This is a genomic window from Bradyrhizobium sp. CB1717, from assembly GCF_029714325.1.
GTDB lineage: Bacteria > Pseudomonadota > Alphaproteobacteria > Rhizobiales > Xanthobacteraceae > Bradyrhizobium.
This window is the reverse complement of sequence record NZ_CP121666.1, coordinates 8,763,780-8,780,496: the sequence shown is the minus strand read 5'-3', so window position 1 is coordinate 8,780,496 and position 16,717 is coordinate 8,763,780. Positions and strand designations below refer to the sequence as shown.

The window sequence follows — 16,717 nt, the reverse complement described above, 5'->3', positions numbered from 1 at the left end:
TCGGACAAGTAGGCCATCGCGCGCGTCGAGCAAGACACTCTCATCTGTCACATGCGTCAACTTGCCTGTCTTTCCCGACCGGATTCGCCGCATTCTCGTGGAATGCCCGCCCCCGTCGTCGATGATCGAGGTTGGCGCGCGCCAAGCCGTGCAAAATGGCATATACTCGCAAGCCGGTAGTATTACAGCCTAACGAAAGAATGCCCCTCGGAACAAATGCAACGCGACGTCCTACGTCAGGAGGACGTCGCGATGCAATTGTGCATCACAACCAGAGGGGAAGTTGTTATGAAGCGACGTTCATTGCTCTTGGCATTGTGTTCTTCCGCTTTCATCTCTGCACCGGCACTGGCCGATGAGGTCAAGCAGGAGGCCGAAAAAATAGCCGCCGCCTACACCGACTGCGTCGCAAAGAAAGATGCGGCCTGTGTCGCTGCGCTCTATACAAAGGACGGGGTCCAGATCAACCCGGGCGGTGTGTTTTCCGATCTCAAGACCGTATACGAAAACAACTTCAAGGACGGCACCGATCATATTGAGATCAGAGTCGGCAACATGTCGGTCATCAACAACGATCTGGTCGTTGCCAACGGCGAGACCGACATCTTCGGTAAGGACCCTAAGAGCGGCGACGCCACCAAGGTCACAGTGTTCTGGGGCGCCATCGACATACGTGAAGGCGGCGCTTTAAAAATCCGCCAGTTGACCGTCGGCATGAAGCCGCCTCCAGCTCAGGAAGCCAGCGCCGAGAAGAAGTAGGACGTCATCATGTCGTAAGTCACCACGCGCCCATCCTCTTTGAGGGTGGGCGTTTGATCTTGCTGCACGCCGGTCCGAAAGCGAAATACGGGTGCCTCGAAACGCACACCGCTCGCGCGATGTCTGCAAGTGGCCCGATGCTGACTTTGGTGCGAGCGACCGTGGCATCCGGTCTGCGGGGTACATCGGACCAGCCCCAATGCAGGGGCGAGGTCGCCGTTTGACCCGTTGCCGACGTGCCGAGAACCAGAATACAATGGATCATGCCAACTGGCAGCCGCTTACCATCGTAATTCGCATACCGGACGTGGCTCTCTCACGTTCCGATCTGAACGCCTCGTTGGGGCTACAAGTCGACCGGTATGAGGCGTCGTCTGGGCGGGCGTATGCTCAGATCGATATTGCAGATCACGGAGATCAATGGGCCGCTGCTCTCGACCGTATCCAATCAATTCGCGCCTTCATTCCGGGTTGGACTCCGGAGGTGCGATTGGAACGCCGAGCTTGGATGTAGCTATGGCCTTTCCCCATTCGCCGTTGTCTAAGTCTTTGACCATTCCGCCCAACTGGCCGCGGCTGCGGGTCAAGCGCTGACCGGTTATTGCTGCAATTCATATGAAATTGCGCAAGCTTGCTGAGTGTGGCGCGCGGCTCGCCAAAACGCTCCCGAGAAATGCGCTCAACTGTTGGACCGGTTGAGGGCGCGATCGACGCATTGAATGAGGGTCTTTCCGTCGAAAGGCTTCTTGAGAAAGCAGATGGCCCCACCCGCGAGCGCCCGCTCCTGGATTCGAAGATCCGGAAAAGCGGTAATAAAGATGACAGGCGTTCGACGATGTGTGGACGCCAGTCGGCTCTGCAACTCGAGACCGTCGATGCCCGGCATCTGAACATCAGAAATGACGCAGGACGTTTCGCCAAGTTCCGGCGACTGCAGAAACTCTTCAGCGGACGCAAAACCCCGGGCAGCGAATCCGAACGCCCTAATGAGGTTTGCCGTCGAGACGCGAATGGATTCATCGTCGTCGACAATCGCAATGAGAGATTTTTTTGCCATTGCTGGGCGGTTTTAGAACACTGGTGGTGTTTGCACAAGACTGGGGACTCGACGAGGCCAGAGCTGCCGCAAAGCAAAGCACTGGCTTATCAGGATTGATCGGCGCCTCGCACCCGTCCAACACTCTCGCACCGCGGACCAGCGGTTGTGGATCAATCGGCTTTGCACGTTCGGGGCACGCGGTTGCAGAAATTCATTCTTCGCAAACGGCCTTGCGGCCTAACTTTCGGCCACTGCACAACCAATCACACAGGAGGCTCGCAAGCCGGATGAGTGTTGGTACGAGCCTACCATCAGCAAAGCCTCCGTGCCGATCCGCGCGCGAGATTGAATACCAGCCAAAATCGTAGTAGCGTCCGTGCCTTCCTGCATCAGCGTCATCCTGGCGGCCGCAAAGTGGACGCGGATGGCTGCTTCGATATGAGGTCGTACAGCCGGTTGGCCCGAGCACCCCAATGTCGCAACCGGAATTTGAAACGCACTACGCCGCACTGAAGCGCGAGATTGATGCTCTTGAGGCAGACCTCGCGAAGCCAAAAGCACGTAAACATTTTGCAGACGTGAGGCAGCGGATCGAAACGCTCTACGAGACGTTGCGAGAGAACCATTTGCTCCTGCACACGGTCCTCGAAAACAGCGCCGCGAGTATTTACGCCAAACGCAAAGATGGTCGCTACACCTTCCTCAACCGAGGCATGGAGATGCTGTGCAACGTGACTCGGGAGCAGTGCCTCGGCAGAACAGACTTTGACGTGTTTCCCATAGAAATCGCTCAGCAGTATCGAAGCAATGACGTCGCCGCCATGATGACGGGCAAGCTGTCGGAATCCGAGGAAATGTCGAAGACACCTGCAGGTGACCGGTTGCTCCTGTCCAAGAAGGTGCCGCTGATTTCCGACGCCGGCGAAGTCCAGGGAATTTGCGGCATCTCGACCGACATAACGGACCTGCGACGGACCGAACGCGCTCTGCGCGAGGCGGTTGAGACGCTGCAGCGCGAACGAGACAACAAACTGCTGAATGTCGAGGCGGCCACAGCGTCCATCGCCCACGAAGTACGCCAACCCCTGACGGCCATTGCGACAAACGGCGATGCGGCAATGAGCTTTCTTGAAATGACGCCACCCGATCTGAACGAATTGCGGGCGATTCTGACTCGGATCATCACCGACTGCCATCACGCGAGCGAGGTCTTCGACAGCATCAGTGCCCTGTTTAAGAAGGTCGATCACAGCCGAGGACCGGTCGATGTCAACGAGATTGCACGTGGCGTACTACAATCGCTTTACGGACAGTTGAGGGATCACGGCGTCGCGACCGAAACCGAACTTGCATCCGATCTGCCGCTGGTCGACGGACATCAGGGTCAGTTGCGACAGGTGGTCTTCAACCTGGTCCACAATGCGATCGATGCCATGGCCACCACAACGGATAAATCACGCCTGCTGCGGGTGAGCACACAGCCTCGGGATCACAACACAATCGTGGTCGCAGTTGAGGATTCAGGACCTGGGATTGATCCTGGACGTTTGAACAACATATTTGATGCATTCGTCACGACCAAAGCGAATGGAATGGGATTGGGCCTCGCGATCTGCCGCATGATCGTTCATCGTCACGGCGGTCAACTCTCGGCATCGTCAGACGGCAAGACCGGCGCGCGCGTCCAATTTGTTCTGCCGGTCGGTTTGGTGGATACTGCACTCGCGCGTAACGTTAGCCATTGACTGTTTCGGTTTTCTGGCGAACGAGGAGGCCGGATGAGTTCGCCAGCCGCAATAGCGCTCGATCGTGTAACCAAGGTCTACGACAAGCCTGTCGTGTCCGACGTTTCGTTGGAGGTGCCCGAGGGAAGCTTCGTCACGGTGCTGGGGCCTTCTGGCTCTGGCAAGAGCACAATATTGCAAATGATCGGAGGCTTCCTGCAGCCGACCGCAGGCCGTATTCTCTTCGCCGGTACGGACATGACGGCGCTTCCGCCCAACAAGCGGCCATGCAACACGATCTTTCAGGACCTCGGCCTGTTTCCGCACATGACTGTTGCCGAGAACGTCGCCTATGGTCTCAAGGTGCGTGGCGTCGACCCGGCCACGCGGCGCAAGTGCACGACGGAGATGCTCGCTATCGTTGCCCTTGGAGGCTACGAGAGGCGCCGCATACACCAGCTTTCCGGAGGCCAACGCCAACGCGTGGCGCTGGCCCGAGCGCTGGTGCTCGACCCTGCTGTTCTTCTGCTCGACGAGCCATTGACGGGGCTCGATGAGCGATTGCGCCAGCAACTGCGCGGCGAGATCAGTCGTCTGCACCGACGGCTCGGCGCGACCATCCTTGCCGTCACTCACAATCAGGATGAGGCTCTGTCTCTAAGCGATCGAATTATCGTTTTGCGAGCGGGCCGCATCGAACAGATCGGTACGCCGCGCGAAGTCTTCGAACGACCGGCCAATGCCTTCGTCGCGCGGTTCGTTGGGTTCGACGCAATATTGAAGCCGGAGCGCGTCGATTCCGGCATTGCCGACTGGCATGCGCGCGTCGCCGGACGAGATATCCGCTGTGAACCGCCCGTCAGCCGTGACCCGGCGAACGATTATGTGCTGGTCCTCCGACCCGAGCGGATCAGGATCGCACACCCAAAAGAACGAAGTGATCTCGGGCCGCTCACGGTCATTTCCACCGTCTACAAAGGCCGAGACGTCGAGGTTGAGAGCCGCTTGGTTGACGGTCAAGCGCTCAAGTTTCTCATCTCCGCAGATCCGGGTGTCGCGGTACCCGCATCAGGTAGCAGCATCGAGATTGTGTGGGAACCCATGAAGCCGCTGTTGCTACCGGACGCGCTGGTCGAGCCCTGATATCCGCCCAGCGCCGCCTCTGCGAAGGCGCCTGAACTATGATATGCATCAAGACGGGAGGCTCCCGAGGAGCTTGGACAATGGCGCACAGCATCGGGAATGGCTCTCCACCGGGCTTATTCTCCCAGTTAACACGCCGCCAGCTTGTTCAGAACGGTCTTCTTGGCCCTGGCGCGCTGGCAGTCGGAAGTTTGGGCCTACCGCGCGCCGCCCGAGCGTTGGATGAGATCAATTTTTGGGCAACCGGCACGCTCGATATCGGCGACGACGGCTGGAGAACCTTTGCATACGACAGCGGTGTCAAAGTCGAATTCACCGATAACGGCAATGACCCGGGGCCGGTCGTTGCCAAGCTGGCGGCTGGCAACGCAAACGACATTTATGATGTCGCAGGGCTGCAGGGAGGCAGCGAAAAGGAACTCGCGAGACGCGGCCTGATTGCGCCCTGGGACATTTCGCAAATCCAGAATTATGCGAGCGTGTGGCAGTGGGCGAAGGACATTCCCTACCTGACCCACGATGGAAAGGTCTACGGAATTCCGACCGTCATCAATGCCGATTCCATCATCGCTATAAGAGACAAGGCTGGCAGCGTCGACAGCTACGGCGTCATCTTTGATCCGAAGCTGAAGGGCAAGACCGCCATGGAAGACGCCTGGATCAACAGCGTCATCTTTACCGCCATTTATCTGAAGAACTCTGAGAATGCAAAGATTGCCGAGCCCGGCAACCTGACCGCTGACGAGCTCGGGCTGGTCATGGAATTCCTGATCAAGCACAAGCGGGACCGCCAGTTCCGCACGTTCTGGAACGGTTGGGAACAGGGTCTCCAGCTCCTGGCCAACCAGGAGGTCTGGGTGATGACCGGCTGGGAACCCATTGTTTATGCCGCGCGGATGCGGGGTGTCGATTGCTATTATGCCGTGCCGAGGGAAGGCTACGAGGGATGGGCTAACAATACCATTCTGCTGAAGAGCGCGGTGGTCCGCGGGCGTACAAAGGCGGCCCATCAGTTGGTCAATGCCCTTTTCTCGGGATTCTACGGCTGCAAGCTCGGCCTGCTGCGCGGCTACGTCGTACCCACCGACAACAACGTCGCCTACGCGACGGCTCATGCGAATGCTTTCGATCCGGCGGGCGTCCGGAAACTGGCCGACCATGTGAAGCAAAAGTTTGCCGGCAAGATCTATTGGCAAAACACCCGGCCGGACAATTTCCAGCTCTACGAAACATGGTGGCAGAGATTGAGGAACGCGTAGTGCCTCACGAACCGGGGCTCGGCGAAAGCGTGGGCGCCCGCTGGCGGCCGGCGGGCTTCCTTCTCGCGCTCCCGTCGCTCGCGGTCTTTGTTGGGGTGGGCTTCATTCCACTGGCACTGATCGCGACGTGGAGTTTCTGGAGCTTCGATCCTGACACATACTGGATCAAGCCCGCCTGGTCGTTCGCGTCGTATGCGGCCCTTCTCGATAACGGACGAGCAACCGTCTTTCTGCGCACGGCGGGCCTCGCCGCACTGACCGCTACGGCTTCCACGCTGCTCGCAGTTCCGGCCGCGGCGGTCGTCGGTCTTTTGAGCGGACCACGCCGGGCTGCGCTCCTCCTCGCACTGTTCACCATTCCATTCTTCACGAGCGGCCTCGTGCGCGCCTTTGCATGGCGCCTCGTGCTTGGTCGGCAGGGCGTCATCAACAACGCGCTAATGAGCCTAGGAATTGTGGAGACTCCGGTCGAATGGTTTTTGTTCTCCGATTTTGCGGTCCTGCTGGGGATGGTCGCCGCCTATCTGCCATTCGCGATAATTCCCATTGTGCTGGCATTCGCGCGGATCGAACATTCAGTGATTCGTGCAAGCCAGGACCTTGGTGCAGGCTTCTGGACCTTGCTCGCAACCATCGTCTTACCGCTCGTCCTGCCAGGAATCGTGGCGGGCTTTTTGTTCGTATTCGTCGTCGCCGTTGGCACGTCGATGGAGGTCCAGCTTCTTGGAGGGGCTGGTGCTTCTTCCATTTCCATCATGATCAACGATGTACTGAGAGTGGTGAATTTCCCCCTCGCTTTCGCCATCGCGACGGTTGTCATCACTCTGCTCACCGTCCTCATCATCATCGCAAATCGCGCGCTCAGGCTGTCGCGCCTGTTCGAAAGCCTCGGCATATGAGCTTCGATGCAATCGTCAGGGGACGCACCAGCGGCGGCCGACTTTTGTTCACCACTATCACGGCGCTGAGCCTAGCAATCATGTATGCGCCGGTACTCTATCTGTTGCTTGCATCGCTGAACCCGGATGCGCAGCTTGGACTCGTTCCGCCGAGCCGCTATAGCCTCAAATGGTATTTTGCGCTTCTCGACGATGGCCGCCTCGCCGGGGCTCTCAGGGAAAGCGCGCTGGTCGGGCTCGCAACAGCCGCACTGGCGACGCCGATCGGCCTGTCTGCTGCGCTCGCCTACCGGGCGATGACGCGCCTGCGCGGCGTATTCCTCCTCGTCATTCTCTCCGCCATGTTCGTCCCGGGTACGATTGAGGGCCTCGGTCTGTCGGCAACTCTGAGAGTTGTCGGTCTCGCCCCATCTTGGGTCACCATAGCAATCGGACATCTTCTGTGGACGCTGCCGTTCGCCGCTGTGGTCTCGCTCATCGGCCTCTCGGCGGTCAGGCCCAGCACCATCGCGGCGGCCCGCGACCTCGGCGCCGGGCCGATACGGGCCTTCGTCGACATAACTCTGCCGCTTATGCGCACCAATCTCATCTCAAGCTTCGTCTTTGCATTTCTGCTTTCACTGAACGAGCAGGCGCGCGCCTACTACCTGGCCGGTCGCCAGAACACGCTTCCGCTTTATATGTTCGGCGCGATGAATTCGGGTGCCTCGCCGACAATCTACGCATTTTCAGGCGCGATCATCGTCTTCTCGGTCGCAGTCGTCGCCCTGGTCTTTGCCGGCCTAGTGGGGCAGCAGAGCCGAAGGCCGCGACAAGCGCCAGGCGAAACCAGCTATTGAGGCTGCAATCGGCAGCTGTCATTCTGCCCATTAAACGGCCAACTCGCTAAGATAGTCGCCGATCTTTGCGGCTGCGGGTGAGGTAGGGATGGACGTTCAATTGTTACAGACGGAGTAACGAGGTCGCCTATTGGCCCTGAGCTGACTTCCAGAGGCGAACCGGCCATGTCCGGTTTCGAAGTTAGAACGGCCATGGCCTGCTTCAGGGGCTGATCGATTGATGAGTGCACGCCTTGGCGCATCCGGGGTCACTGGGAACGACCGCAGGGTGATGATTGCCGGGAAGCATCCCCTCCAACGCGTCGAACGGGCGCGGAGCAGCCTGCGCGGGGGACGCGGTGCGAAGCTCGAGAATATGGATGCCGACGGAGACCGGGCTCGCTCTATCCCACATGCCCGATCATGCCATCATGCGCCTGTTTTGCCCGACGGCGCAACGATTGTTTGCCCGACGGTCAAACGTCTTCGCAGGACGTCCAAGCCATTGATCCCGCTAGGGCCGGCTACTGTGCATGGGGTTGTTTTCGAACATTTTTGTTTGGGAGGCACGACAGCATCGGGCCTCACCCGCTACTTCATCACCCGCAGGCCCTTGGTCGTGAACCGCTGCGTCTTGCCGCCGGGGCGAACGGGACGCTTCGTGCCGGCGGCCTTGCCGGTGCCGGGCGGCTGGTGCGCGGGGACGAGCTGGTGGGGCTGCGAGCCGATCAGGTCGCGGCGGCCCATCTCGATCAAGGCCTCGCGCAGCACCGGCCAGTTGTCGGGATCGTGGTAGCGCAGGAACGCCTTGTGCAGCCGGCGCTGGCGCAGGCCCTTGATCGCGTCGACCTTGTCGCTGCCGCCGTGGCGCACGCCGCGCAGCGGGTTGACGCCGGTGTGGTACATCGCGGTCGCGGTCGCCATCGGCGAGGGCAGGAAGGTCTGCACCTGATCGGCGCGATAGCGGTTCTTCTTGAGCCACAGCGCGAGGTTCATCATGTCCTCGTCGGTCGTGCCCGGATGCGCCGCGATGAAATAGGGGATCAGGTAATATTTCTTGCCGGCCCGCTCGGCCGCTTCATCGAACATCCGCTTGAACTTGTTGTAGGCGCCGATGCCGGGCTTCATCATCTTGTCGAGCGGACCGCGCTCGGTATGCTCCGGCGCGATCTTGAGGTAGCCGCCGACGTGATGGGTGACGAGCTCCTTGATGTACTCCGGGCTCTCGACCGCGAGGTCGTAGCGCACGCCGGAGGCGACCATCACCTTCTTGATGCCCTTGGTCTCGCGCACCTTGCGATAGAGCCGGATCAAATCGTCATGCGAGGTGTTGAGGTTCGGGCAGATCTCCGGGAAGACGCAGGACGGACGGCGGCATGCGGCCTCGACCTTCGGATCCTTGCACGCCATCCGGTACATGTTGGCGGTGGGGCCGCCGATGTCGGAGATCACGCCGGTGAAGCCCGGCGTCTTGTCGCGGATGCGTTCGATCTCGCGCAGGATCGAGCCTTCCGACCGGTTCTGGATGATGCGGCCCTCGTGCTCGGTGATCGAGCAGAAGGTGCAGCCGCCGAAGCAGCCGCGCATGATCGTCACCGAGAATTTGATCATGTCCCAGGCGGGGATCTTCGCATCGCCATAGGACGGATGCGGCGCGCGCGCGTAGGGGAGGTCGTAGACCGCGTCCATCTCGTCGCTGGTCAGCGGGATCGGCGGCGGGTTGAGCCAGAGATCGCGATCGCCGTGGCGCTGCACCAGCGGCCGCGCATTGCCGGGATTGCTCTCCCGGTGCAGCACGCGTGACGCCCTCGCATAGGCCTCGCGGTCCTGCTCGACCTGCTCCAGTGCCGGCAGCCGGATCACGGTCGCGCCCTTCTGGCGCGTTGCGCCCTCGTCGGCGGAATCGAGATCGTCGGCGTGCAGTTCAACGTAGTCTTCGGGCACGCGCCGGAACAGCGCGACGCCCCTGATGTCGTCGAGCTCGCGCGGCGCCTCGCCGGCCGCGAGTCGCTGCGCCACCTCGACGACGGCGCGCTCGGCATTGCCGTAGAGCAAGAGGTCCGCCTTGGCATCGGCCAGCACCGAGCGGCGCACCTTGTCGGACCAGTAATCGTAATGCGCGATCCGGCGCAGCGAGGCCTCGATGCCGCCGAGCACGATCGGGGTGTCCTTGAATGCCTCGCGGCAGCGTTGGGCGTAGACGATGGTGCAGCGGTCCGGCCGCTTGCCGCCTTCGCCGCCGGCCGTATAGGCATCGTCGCTGCGGATGCGACGATCCGCGGTGTAGCGGTTCACCATGGAGTCCATGTTGCCGCCGGTGACGCCGAAGAACACTTTTGGCTTACCGAGCGCCTTGAACGGCTCGGCCGAATGCCAGTCCGGCTGCGCGATGATGCCGACCCGAAAGCCCTGCGCCTCGAGCAGGCGGCCGATGATGGCCATGCCGAAGCTGGGATGATCGACATAGGCATCCCCGGTCACCAGCACGATGTCGCAGGCATCCCAGCCGAGCGCGTCCATCTCGGCACGGCTCATCGGGAGGAACGGCGCAGGCTTGCGCGGCCGGGCCTGGGCCATCAGGGGCTTTTCGGCGGTGATGATCTGGATGTCCATGGCGGATACGCATAGGACTCCGGGCCCGCGAATACAACCGGCCGCTATGCCGCGTTCGCTGATTAAGGTTCCCGGTGACGCATAATTCAGCAGCACGAGCCGTGCCGGCGGCCCGGCTCGGCTCTGTGACGCCGTCCACATACCGGCCGGCCGTGCCGCGTCATCCTGCTCCCGGTTTCAAGGGAGGAGGCCTATGTTTCTGATCGACGCGTTGCTGGTCCTGGCGATGTTGTTCTTCCTGCTTCTGCCGGTCACCGATCGCAGGACGGTGCACATGAGGCTCTGCATGTTCTTCGCATTGCTGGCTGTGTTCGCAGTTTCGATCGCCCATACCCCCATCGTGCCGGTGCAACTTGCAGGCATCGTCCTGACACATTGAGTGTCGCAATCGTCACATCTGCCAGCATTGTGGTTCACTCGCAGGAACCAACCGCCCTTGCGAACATTCTGACCCTGGCGCCTGCGCGAGCCCCCGCTCGCGCGCGCCTCGACAATTCCGGCACAGCACCGCTGGCCGGATTTCTGCCCCGATGCTCGCTTCGGGGCGAGGGGGGCTTGTGAGCACGGTCATAGAGAACTTGCTGGCGCGAAAGCAGAAGCTCGTGGAGGAACTCGAGAAGGCGCAGGTCGTTCAGGATCGCGACAGGATCGAGCACCAGCTCGAGCAGATCAACACCGCGCTGGATTTCCTGGACAGGCCAGGATCGAGGGACGGGCAGTAGGCGCGCTCATTCCGCCTTCAGCGCTTCCACCTTCAACGCCTCCACCTTCAAGGCCTTGGCATAGACCACGCCCGAATTGGTGATGTGCGTCGTCATCAGCTGTTCGAAAGCAGCGAACTCGCCGCGCGCGAACAGGTCCAGCAGCTTGCGGTGCTCGTCGAAGGACGTGCGAGTGCGCACGTCGATCGGCGAGGTCAAATTGGTGCGGAGCGCGGCGACGCGGCCGGAGACGAGCTGATAGGATTCGATGAGGTAATTGTTGCCGCAATGGGCGAACAGCGCCTCGTGGAACGCGGCGTCGGCGCGGCCATAGGCGATGTTGTCCCTGACCGCGACGGCAGGCTCCATCGCCGCGATCGCATCGCTCATCGCGGCGATCGCACTGTTGCGATCATGGCGAAAGGCCAGCTCGGCCGCCTTGGGCTCCAGCGCGATGCGGAAAGTGCAGAGCGCGGTGACGTCGTCCGCGCTCGGCGTGAACACGAAGCTGCCGACCTGCGGGCGGATCACCACGAGCCCCTGCGCTTGCAGCTGGCCCATGGCCTCGCGCACCGGCGTGCGACTGACGCCGAAGGAATTTGCCACCATCTCTTCCGAGATCGCTGCACCCAGCGCGAACTCGCCGTCGATGATGGCCTGGCGCAGCCGCTGCATCACGCGCTGCGACAGCGATTTCGGCGTATCGAGCTTGAGCGTTCGCATGCGCGCTCCCGCTTAGATCACCTTGCCGGGATTGAGCAGATGATCGGGATCGAGCGCGGCCTTCAGCGTCCGCATCAGCGCGATCTCGGCCTCGCTGCGGGCATGCCCCAGCCACTTCTTCTTCAGGGTGCCGATGCCGTGCTCGGCGGAGACGCTGCCGCCCATCTCGCGGACGAGACCATAGATGATCGCGTCCATCTCCTCCTTCGGCTGCTGCTCGACCGTGAGGCCGGTGACCCAGGAGACCAGATGCAGATTGCCGTCGCCGATATGGCCGTAATAGACGCTCTCGCAGCCCTTGATGCCCTCAGCCAACGCGGCCTTGCAACGCGTGACGAACTCGTCCATTCGCGCCACCGCAAGGCCGATGTCGTAGGAGATGTGCGGGCCCAGCACCTGGCCGAACTCGGCGCAGATGTCGCGCACGCGCCAGAAGCTCTGAGTCTGCGCCAGCGACTGCGCCACGGCGGCATCGGCCAACAGCCCGCGCTCCATCAGGTCCTCGAGCCAGCTCTGGAAGCGCGGCGCATCGATGCTTTCGTCGGTGCCCTGCGCTTCCACCAGCACATAGAGACCGTGGCCTGCGGCGACCGGCGGCTTGACGCCGGCGCGATTCGTGATGACGTCCCAATAGTCCGGCCACATCACCTCGAAGGCCGACAGCAGCGGGCCGAGCCCCGAACGTGCGGCATCGAGCAGCGCGATCACCGCCGCATAGTCCTTCAGCGCGCAGAGCGCCGCCATGGTGGAGCGCGGCTTCGGAAACAGCTTCAGCACCACGCGGGTGATGATGCCGAGCGTGCCTTCCGAACCGATGAAGAGATGCTTCAGATCGTAGCCGGCATTGTTCTTCATCAGCTTGTTGAGATTGGTGATGATGGTGCCGTCTGGCAGCACCACTTCGAGGCCGAGCACCAGCTCGCGCGTCATGCCGTAGCGGATCACGCGGTTGCCGCCGGCATTGGTGGAGAGATTGCCGCCAATGGCGCAGGAGCCGCGCGAGCCGAGGTCGAGCGGAAAGAAGAAGCCGGCCTCGTCGGCGGCCTTCTGGATCGTCTCCAGCGGCGTGCCCGCCTTCACCGTCATCGTCATCGACGCACGATCGACCTCCTCGATGCCGGTCATGCGCTCCAGCGAGATCGCGACCCAGCCGGCTTCGGGCGATGCGCCGCGGCACAGCCCGGTCAATCCGCCCTGTGGCACGAACGGCAGGCGCGCCTGCCGGCAGGCCAGAATCGCATCGGCAACGCCCTGCGCATCGGTCGGACGGATCACCGCACGCGGCGTCTGCGGCAGGCTCGCGCTCCAGTCGTTGCAATTGCGTGCCGGCACGTCCGCGCCAACAAGCACGGCCGCCGCGCCGAGCCGTTCGCGCAGCGCGCCGAGCAGTTGGTCGGGTCGTTCGACGGGGGTCACCATGTTCATGCGAGACCTCCTTAAGAATTCGGCTGCGCCTCATGCGCGCCGCGACGATGGAAAGGGTTTGCGCGCATCTTGTATGTAAGGTACAAGATGAAAAGTAAAGCAAAAACATAGTCTCGTCCGGCTGAGAAGATCGTTAGCGATCAGTGGCTTAACCGGCAACCGCAGCAAAGGGTGGTGTGATGACGGAGGCGATTCGCGGGTTCTGGGTGGCGTCGGCGACGCCGCTGGCGACGGACGGCAGCGTGGACTCCGCAAAGCTTTCCGCCCACGCCAAGCAGCTCTTCAGCAAGGGCGTCGACGGCGTCGTGCTGTTCGGCACGACCGGCGAGGGCACCTCGTTCAATGCCGCCGAGCGCGTCGCGACCATCGAAGCCGTGCTCAAGGCCGGCATTGCGCCGGAGCGCATCGGCATCGGCGGCGGCTTTCCCGCCATCAGCGACAGCATCGCACTGACACGCGCCGTGCTCGGCCTCGGCCTGCGCCACGTCCTAATGCTGCCGCCCTACTTCGACCGCAGCGTCACCGCTGAAGGCATCGAGGACGCCTTCACTGCGATCATCGACGGCGTCGGCGACGATCGCCTGCGCGCCTATCTCTATCACATCCCGCAGATCTCGGGCGTTGCGATCCCGACCAGTGTGGCTGCTAGCCTGCGCAAACGTTACGGCAGGGTGGTCGCGGGCCTCAAGGACTCCAGCGGCGACTTCAAGCAGTTCCAGGCGTTCCGCGCCGCCGCGCCGGAGCTCGCCATCACCGTCGGCAACGAAGCCGATATCACCCGCGCGATCGCCGCCGGCGGCGCCGGCACCATCTGCGGCATGGCTAACATTGCGCCGGAGCTGGTCAAGGCGATGGTTGGCGGCAAGGACGTCGAAGCGCGCATGCAGGCCGCAATCGACATCGTGGTGAAAACGCCGTCCTTCCTCACGACGCTGAAGGCGATCCTTGCGGCGCAGACCGGCGATGCAAGCTGGCTACGCGTGCGTCCGCCGCTCCGCGCCCTGTCCGACGGCACCGCGCTCAAGCGGAAGCTGGACGAGTTGATCGCTCCCGCCATCGCGTGAGATCGCGCAACGTTGCGACATGCTCGCTGCGTATTCTCGCGCAGCGTCTCGCAATTGCCACGAGATCAATCGGAGATTGACGTTCGGCGCTCCTCTGCGCTTAGAACGATTCAACACTAGAGCGATTCAAGCTCCGCTACGGTTCTCCTCGATCCCGGCGACTGTTACACGCGCACACTTCAACGTTCTTGACTTGAAGTGGAATGAAAGTGCGTGCCTTCGTGGATGGCCAGCGCGACAGCGGCCATCGAACCCGTGCCGGCAAGAGCCGTGCAGGTCTTCTCATCGGAGCAGCGGTGCTGCTTGTCGAAACTCCCGCCATCACGAAGATCGCGCAGGCGCAATCGGCTCTGCCGCCGGTGACGGTGGAAGCCCCGGCACCGCGGCCGAAACCGGCACGTGCATCGGAGGGGGCTCCGCGCCGCACGCAAGCCGCCGCGCGCCAGCGCAGTCGCAATGCCACGGCCGCGCCCGCGGTGCCGACGCTCTCGGAGCGCGCTGCCGCGGAGGCTGCCGCGCAACTGGCCGCAAAGCTTGGCTACCGCGCGATGCCGAGCGCGACGACGTTGCGCAGCGGCGCCTCGCCGCTCGATACGTCGCAGTCCGTCAACATCGTGCCGGCGCAGGTGTTAAAAGATCAGCTCCCGCGCAACATCGACGATGCGCTCATCAACATCTCCGGCATCACCCAGACCAATACGCTCGCCGGCACCCAGGACGCCGTCATTCGCCGCGGCTTTGGCGACAACCGCGACGGCTCGATCATGCGCAACGGCATGCCGCTGGTGCAGGGCCGCAGCCTCAATGCCGCGGTCGAGAGCGTCGAGGTGCTGAAAGGGCCGGCCTCGCTGCTCTACGGCATCATGGACCCCGGCGGCATCGTCAACACCATCAGCAAGCGTCCCGAGCTCTATCGGCACGGCTCGGTCACGCTGCTCGGCTCCGCCTACGCCAACAACCGCAACGGCGCCGACGGCACGCTCGACATCACCGGTCCGATCGGCGATGGCGGTCTTGCCTATCGCTTCATCGGCTACGGCGTCAGCGAAGACTATTGGCGCAATTTCGGCCGCCACAGGGAAATGCTGGTGAACCCGTCGCTGGCCTGGTACGGCGAGACCACGACGGTTCAGCTGACCTATGAGCATCGCGAATTCATCTATCCGTTCGACCGCGGCACGGCCTTCGTCAACGGCGCTCCACTGGCGATTCCGAAGACGCGCCGGCTCGACGAGCCCTTCAACAACATGTGGGGCACCTCCGACCTGATACAGGGCTCGGTCGAGCAGAAGCTCGACGACAATTGGAAGGTCACGGCAGCCTACAGCTACAACACCGAGACCTACAGCGCCAATCAGCTTCGCATCACCAACGTCAACGCCAAAACCGGCGTCGAGACCCGCAGCAACGACGGCACCCGGAACTCGTTGAGCAACGTCAGTTACGGCACCTCCTATCTGCAGGGTGACGTCTGGGTGGGCGGCTTCCGCAACGAGATTCTGTTCGGCGGCGAGGCGCTGTATCGCACCATCGATCGCCACGACCTGATCCGCCAGGCGACCCCGAGCTTCAATTTCTACAACCCGGTCTACGGCTTGATCACACCCGGCACGACCGTTTCGGGGGTCGACAGCGAGCAGACCGACAAGCTCGGCACCCGCAGCTTTTTCGCCCAAGACACATTCCACGTGACTAACTGGCTGTCCGTGGTCGGCGGGGTGCGTTGGATGGAATACGAGCAGCTCGCCGGAAAGGGCCGGCCGAACTTCATCACGAACACGAATCTGGCGGGCGACAAGGTGCTGCCGCTCGGCGGCATCATCTTCAAGCTGAACGACCAGCTCTCGTATTACGTCAGCTACACGCAGTCGCTGAAGCCGACCTCGACCATCGCGCTCTTCACCGGTGCTCCCATCGGCTTCGTCGTCGACTCTACCATTGCGCCCGAAGAGGGCACCCAATGGGAGACCGGTGTCAAATTCGACGTCAACAAGCGGCTGTCCGGCACTTTGGCGATCTACGACATCGAGAAGAAGAACGTGCTGGTCTCCGATCCTTTTACTAGCGGTACGGTCTTGGTACGAACGTCCGCGAAGGCACGGTCGCGCGGCGTCGAGTTGGACGTGACCGGCAGGCTGACCGATCAATGGAGCATGATCGGAAGTTATGGCTATACCGACGCGCGCCTGATCAACGATCCTGTCGTCGGCAATGCCAAGCTCCTGAACGCCGCGATGAACACGGCCTCGCTCTATCTCGTCTACGATTTCGGCGAGCGGTTGCCCGGACGTCTGCGGCTCGGCGGCGGTGCACGCTATGTCGGTGACCGGCCGGGTGACTCCGCCAACCAGTTCTTCCTGCCGGCCTATACCGTCGCGGACATCTTTGCGACCTACGACACGAAGATCGACAACCTGCCGGTGACCTATCAGTTCAACGTCAAGAACCTGTTCGACAAGCTCTACTATACGTCCAGCACCGGGAACGCTTTGAACGTCGCCATCGGCGATGCCCGGCGCTTCTCGCTGTCGGCGACGGTGAAGTTCTAGC

The 16,717-nt window shown here is 62.0% G+C and carries 14 protein-coding genes; 10 read left to right on the top strand and 4 right to left on the bottom strand.

The genetic code is table 11. The features are described 5' to 3' along the window. The first annotated feature begins 288 nt into the window (after nt 1-288). Nucleotides 289-759 carry a nuclear transport factor 2 family protein gene (locus tag QA649_RS40840; protein ID WP_283022091.1) on the top strand — a complete coding sequence of 157 codons (471 nt, stop codon included), beginning with the start codon at nt 289-291 and terminating at the stop codon, nt 757-759. 679 nt (nt 760-1,438) lie between these two features. Here the strand turns inward: QA649_RS40840 and QA649_RS40835 are convergent. Next, complete coding sequence (locus tag QA649_RS40835) at nt 1,439-1,816, bottom strand: response regulator (protein WP_283022090.1); 378 nt, start codon at nt 1,814-1,816, stop codon at nt 1,439-1,441. A gap of 455 nt (nt 1,817-2,271) precedes the next feature. On the opposite strand from QA649_RS40835, the gene QA649_RS40830 reads away from it, so the two are divergent. From QA649_RS40830 to QA649_RS40810, 5 genes are all read left to right on the top strand, one after another. Next, complete coding sequence (locus QA649_RS40830; RefSeq protein ID WP_283022089.1) at nt 2,272-3,543, top strand: ATP-binding protein; 1,272 nt, start codon at nt 2,272-2,274, stop codon at nt 3,541-3,543. Nucleotides 3,544-3,576: 33 nt separating this feature from the next. Next, entirely contained in the window at nt 3,577-4,665 is a 1,089-nt protein-coding gene (locus QA649_RS40825) for an ABC transporter ATP-binding protein (RefSeq protein WP_283022088.1), read from the top strand. A gap of 80 nt (nt 4,666-4,745) precedes the next feature. Next, nucleotides 4,746-5,924 (top strand): extracellular solute-binding protein, encoded by a 1,179-nt coding sequence (locus QA649_RS40820; protein ID WP_283022087.1) that lies wholly within the window; start codon nt 4,746-4,748, stop codon nt 5,922-5,924. After that, entirely contained in the window at nt 5,924-6,823 is a 900-nt protein-coding gene (locus QA649_RS40815; RefSeq protein WP_283022086.1) for an ABC transporter permease, read from the top strand. The genes QA649_RS40820 and QA649_RS40815 overlap by 1 nt, the downstream gene beginning before the upstream one ends. Continuing rightward, nucleotides 6,820-7,662 (top strand): ABC transporter permease, encoded by an 843-nt coding sequence (locus QA649_RS40810; RefSeq protein ID WP_283022085.1) that lies wholly within the window; start codon nt 6,820-6,822, stop codon nt 7,660-7,662. The genes QA649_RS40815 and QA649_RS40810 overlap by 4 nt, the downstream gene beginning before the upstream one ends. Before the next feature lie 570 nt (nt 7,663-8,232). Here the strand turns inward: QA649_RS40810 and QA649_RS40805 are convergent. Further along, complete coding sequence (locus QA649_RS40805) at nt 8,233-10,254, bottom strand: YgiQ family radical SAM protein (protein ID WP_283022084.1); 2,022 nt, start codon at nt 10,252-10,254, stop codon at nt 8,233-8,235. A gap of 193 nt (nt 10,255-10,447) precedes the next feature. On the opposite strand from QA649_RS40805, the gene QA649_RS40800 reads away from it, so the two are divergent. Next, nucleotides 10,448-10,633 (top strand): hypothetical protein, encoded by a 186-nt coding sequence (locus tag QA649_RS40800; protein WP_283022083.1) that lies wholly within the window; start codon nt 10,448-10,450, stop codon nt 10,631-10,633. Between the two features lie 178 nt (nt 10,634-10,811). Continuing rightward, nucleotides 10,812-10,976 (top strand): hypothetical protein, encoded by a 165-nt coding sequence (locus QA649_RS40795; protein ID WP_167526360.1) that lies wholly within the window; start codon nt 10,812-10,814, stop codon nt 10,974-10,976. A 6-nt stretch (nt 10,977-10,982) separates the two neighbouring features. On the opposite strand, the gene QA649_RS40790 is transcribed toward QA649_RS40795, so the two are convergent. Both QA649_RS40790 and QA649_RS40785 read right to left on the bottom strand, forming a co-directional pair. Continuing rightward, nucleotides 10,983-11,678: a GntR family transcriptional regulator gene (locus QA649_RS40790; RefSeq protein WP_283022082.1), complete on the bottom strand. Its 696-nt coding sequence runs from the start codon at nt 11,676-11,678 to the stop codon at nt 10,983-10,985. Nucleotides 11,679-11,690: 12 nt separating this feature from the next. Further along, a complete protein-coding gene (locus QA649_RS40785) occupies nt 11,691-13,103 on the bottom strand; it encodes an FAD-binding oxidoreductase (protein WP_283022081.1) in 1,413 nt (470 codons plus the stop codon). A 179-nt stretch (nt 13,104-13,282) separates the two neighbouring features. On the opposite strand from QA649_RS40785, the gene QA649_RS40780 reads away from it, so the two are divergent. Beyond that, nucleotides 13,283-14,167 (top strand): dihydrodipicolinate synthase family protein, encoded by an 885-nt coding sequence (locus QA649_RS40780; RefSeq protein ID WP_283022080.1) that lies wholly within the window; start codon nt 13,283-13,285, stop codon nt 14,165-14,167. 203 nt (nt 14,168-14,370) lie between these two features. After that, entirely contained in the window at nt 14,371-16,716 is a 2,346-nt protein-coding gene (locus tag QA649_RS40775; RefSeq protein ID WP_283022079.1) for a TonB-dependent siderophore receptor, read from the top strand. Nucleotide 16,717: the final 1 nt, after the last annotated feature.

Excerpts from the sequence above, each read along its gene's own strand:
- QA649_RS40840 (WP_283022091.1), top strand. The coding sequence starts at position 289 with ATGAAGCGACGTTCATTGCTCTTGGCATTGTGTTCTTCCGCTTTCATC.
- QA649_RS40835 (WP_283022090.1), bottom strand. The coding sequence starts at position 1,816 with ATGGCAAAAAAATCTCTCATTGCGATTGTCGACGACGATGAATCCATT.
- QA649_RS40830 (WP_283022089.1), top strand. The coding sequence starts at position 2,272 with ATGTCGCAACCGGAATTTGAAACGCACTACGCCGCACTGAAGCGCGAG.
- QA649_RS40825 (WP_283022088.1), top strand. The coding sequence starts at position 3,577 with ATGAGTTCGCCAGCCGCAATAGCGCTCGATCGTGTAACCAAGGTCTAC.
- QA649_RS40820 (WP_283022087.1), top strand. The coding sequence starts at position 4,746 with ATGGCGCACAGCATCGGGAATGGCTCTCCACCGGGCTTATTCTCCCAG.
- QA649_RS40810 (WP_283022085.1), top strand. The coding sequence starts at position 6,820 with ATGAGCTTCGATGCAATCGTCAGGGGACGCACCAGCGGCGGCCGACTT.
- QA649_RS40805 (WP_283022084.1), bottom strand. The coding sequence starts at position 10,254 with ATGGACATCCAGATCATCACCGCCGAAAAGCCCCTGATGGCCCAGGCC.
- QA649_RS40800 (WP_283022083.1), top strand. The coding sequence starts at position 10,448 with ATGTTTCTGATCGACGCGTTGCTGGTCCTGGCGATGTTGTTCTTCCTG.
- QA649_RS40790 (WP_283022082.1), bottom strand. The coding sequence starts at position 11,678 with ATGCGAACGCTCAAGCTCGATACGCCGAAATCGCTGTCGCAGCGCGTG.
- QA649_RS40785 (WP_283022081.1), bottom strand. The coding sequence starts at position 13,103 with ATGAACATGGTGACCCCCGTCGAACGACCCGACCAACTGCTCGGCGCG.
- QA649_RS40780 (WP_283022080.1), top strand. The coding sequence starts at position 13,283 with ATGACGGAGGCGATTCGCGGGTTCTGGGTGGCGTCGGCGACGCCGCTG.
- QA649_RS40775 (WP_283022079.1), top strand. The coding sequence starts at position 14,371 with ATGAAAGTGCGTGCCTTCGTGGATGGCCAGCGCGACAGCGGCCATCGA.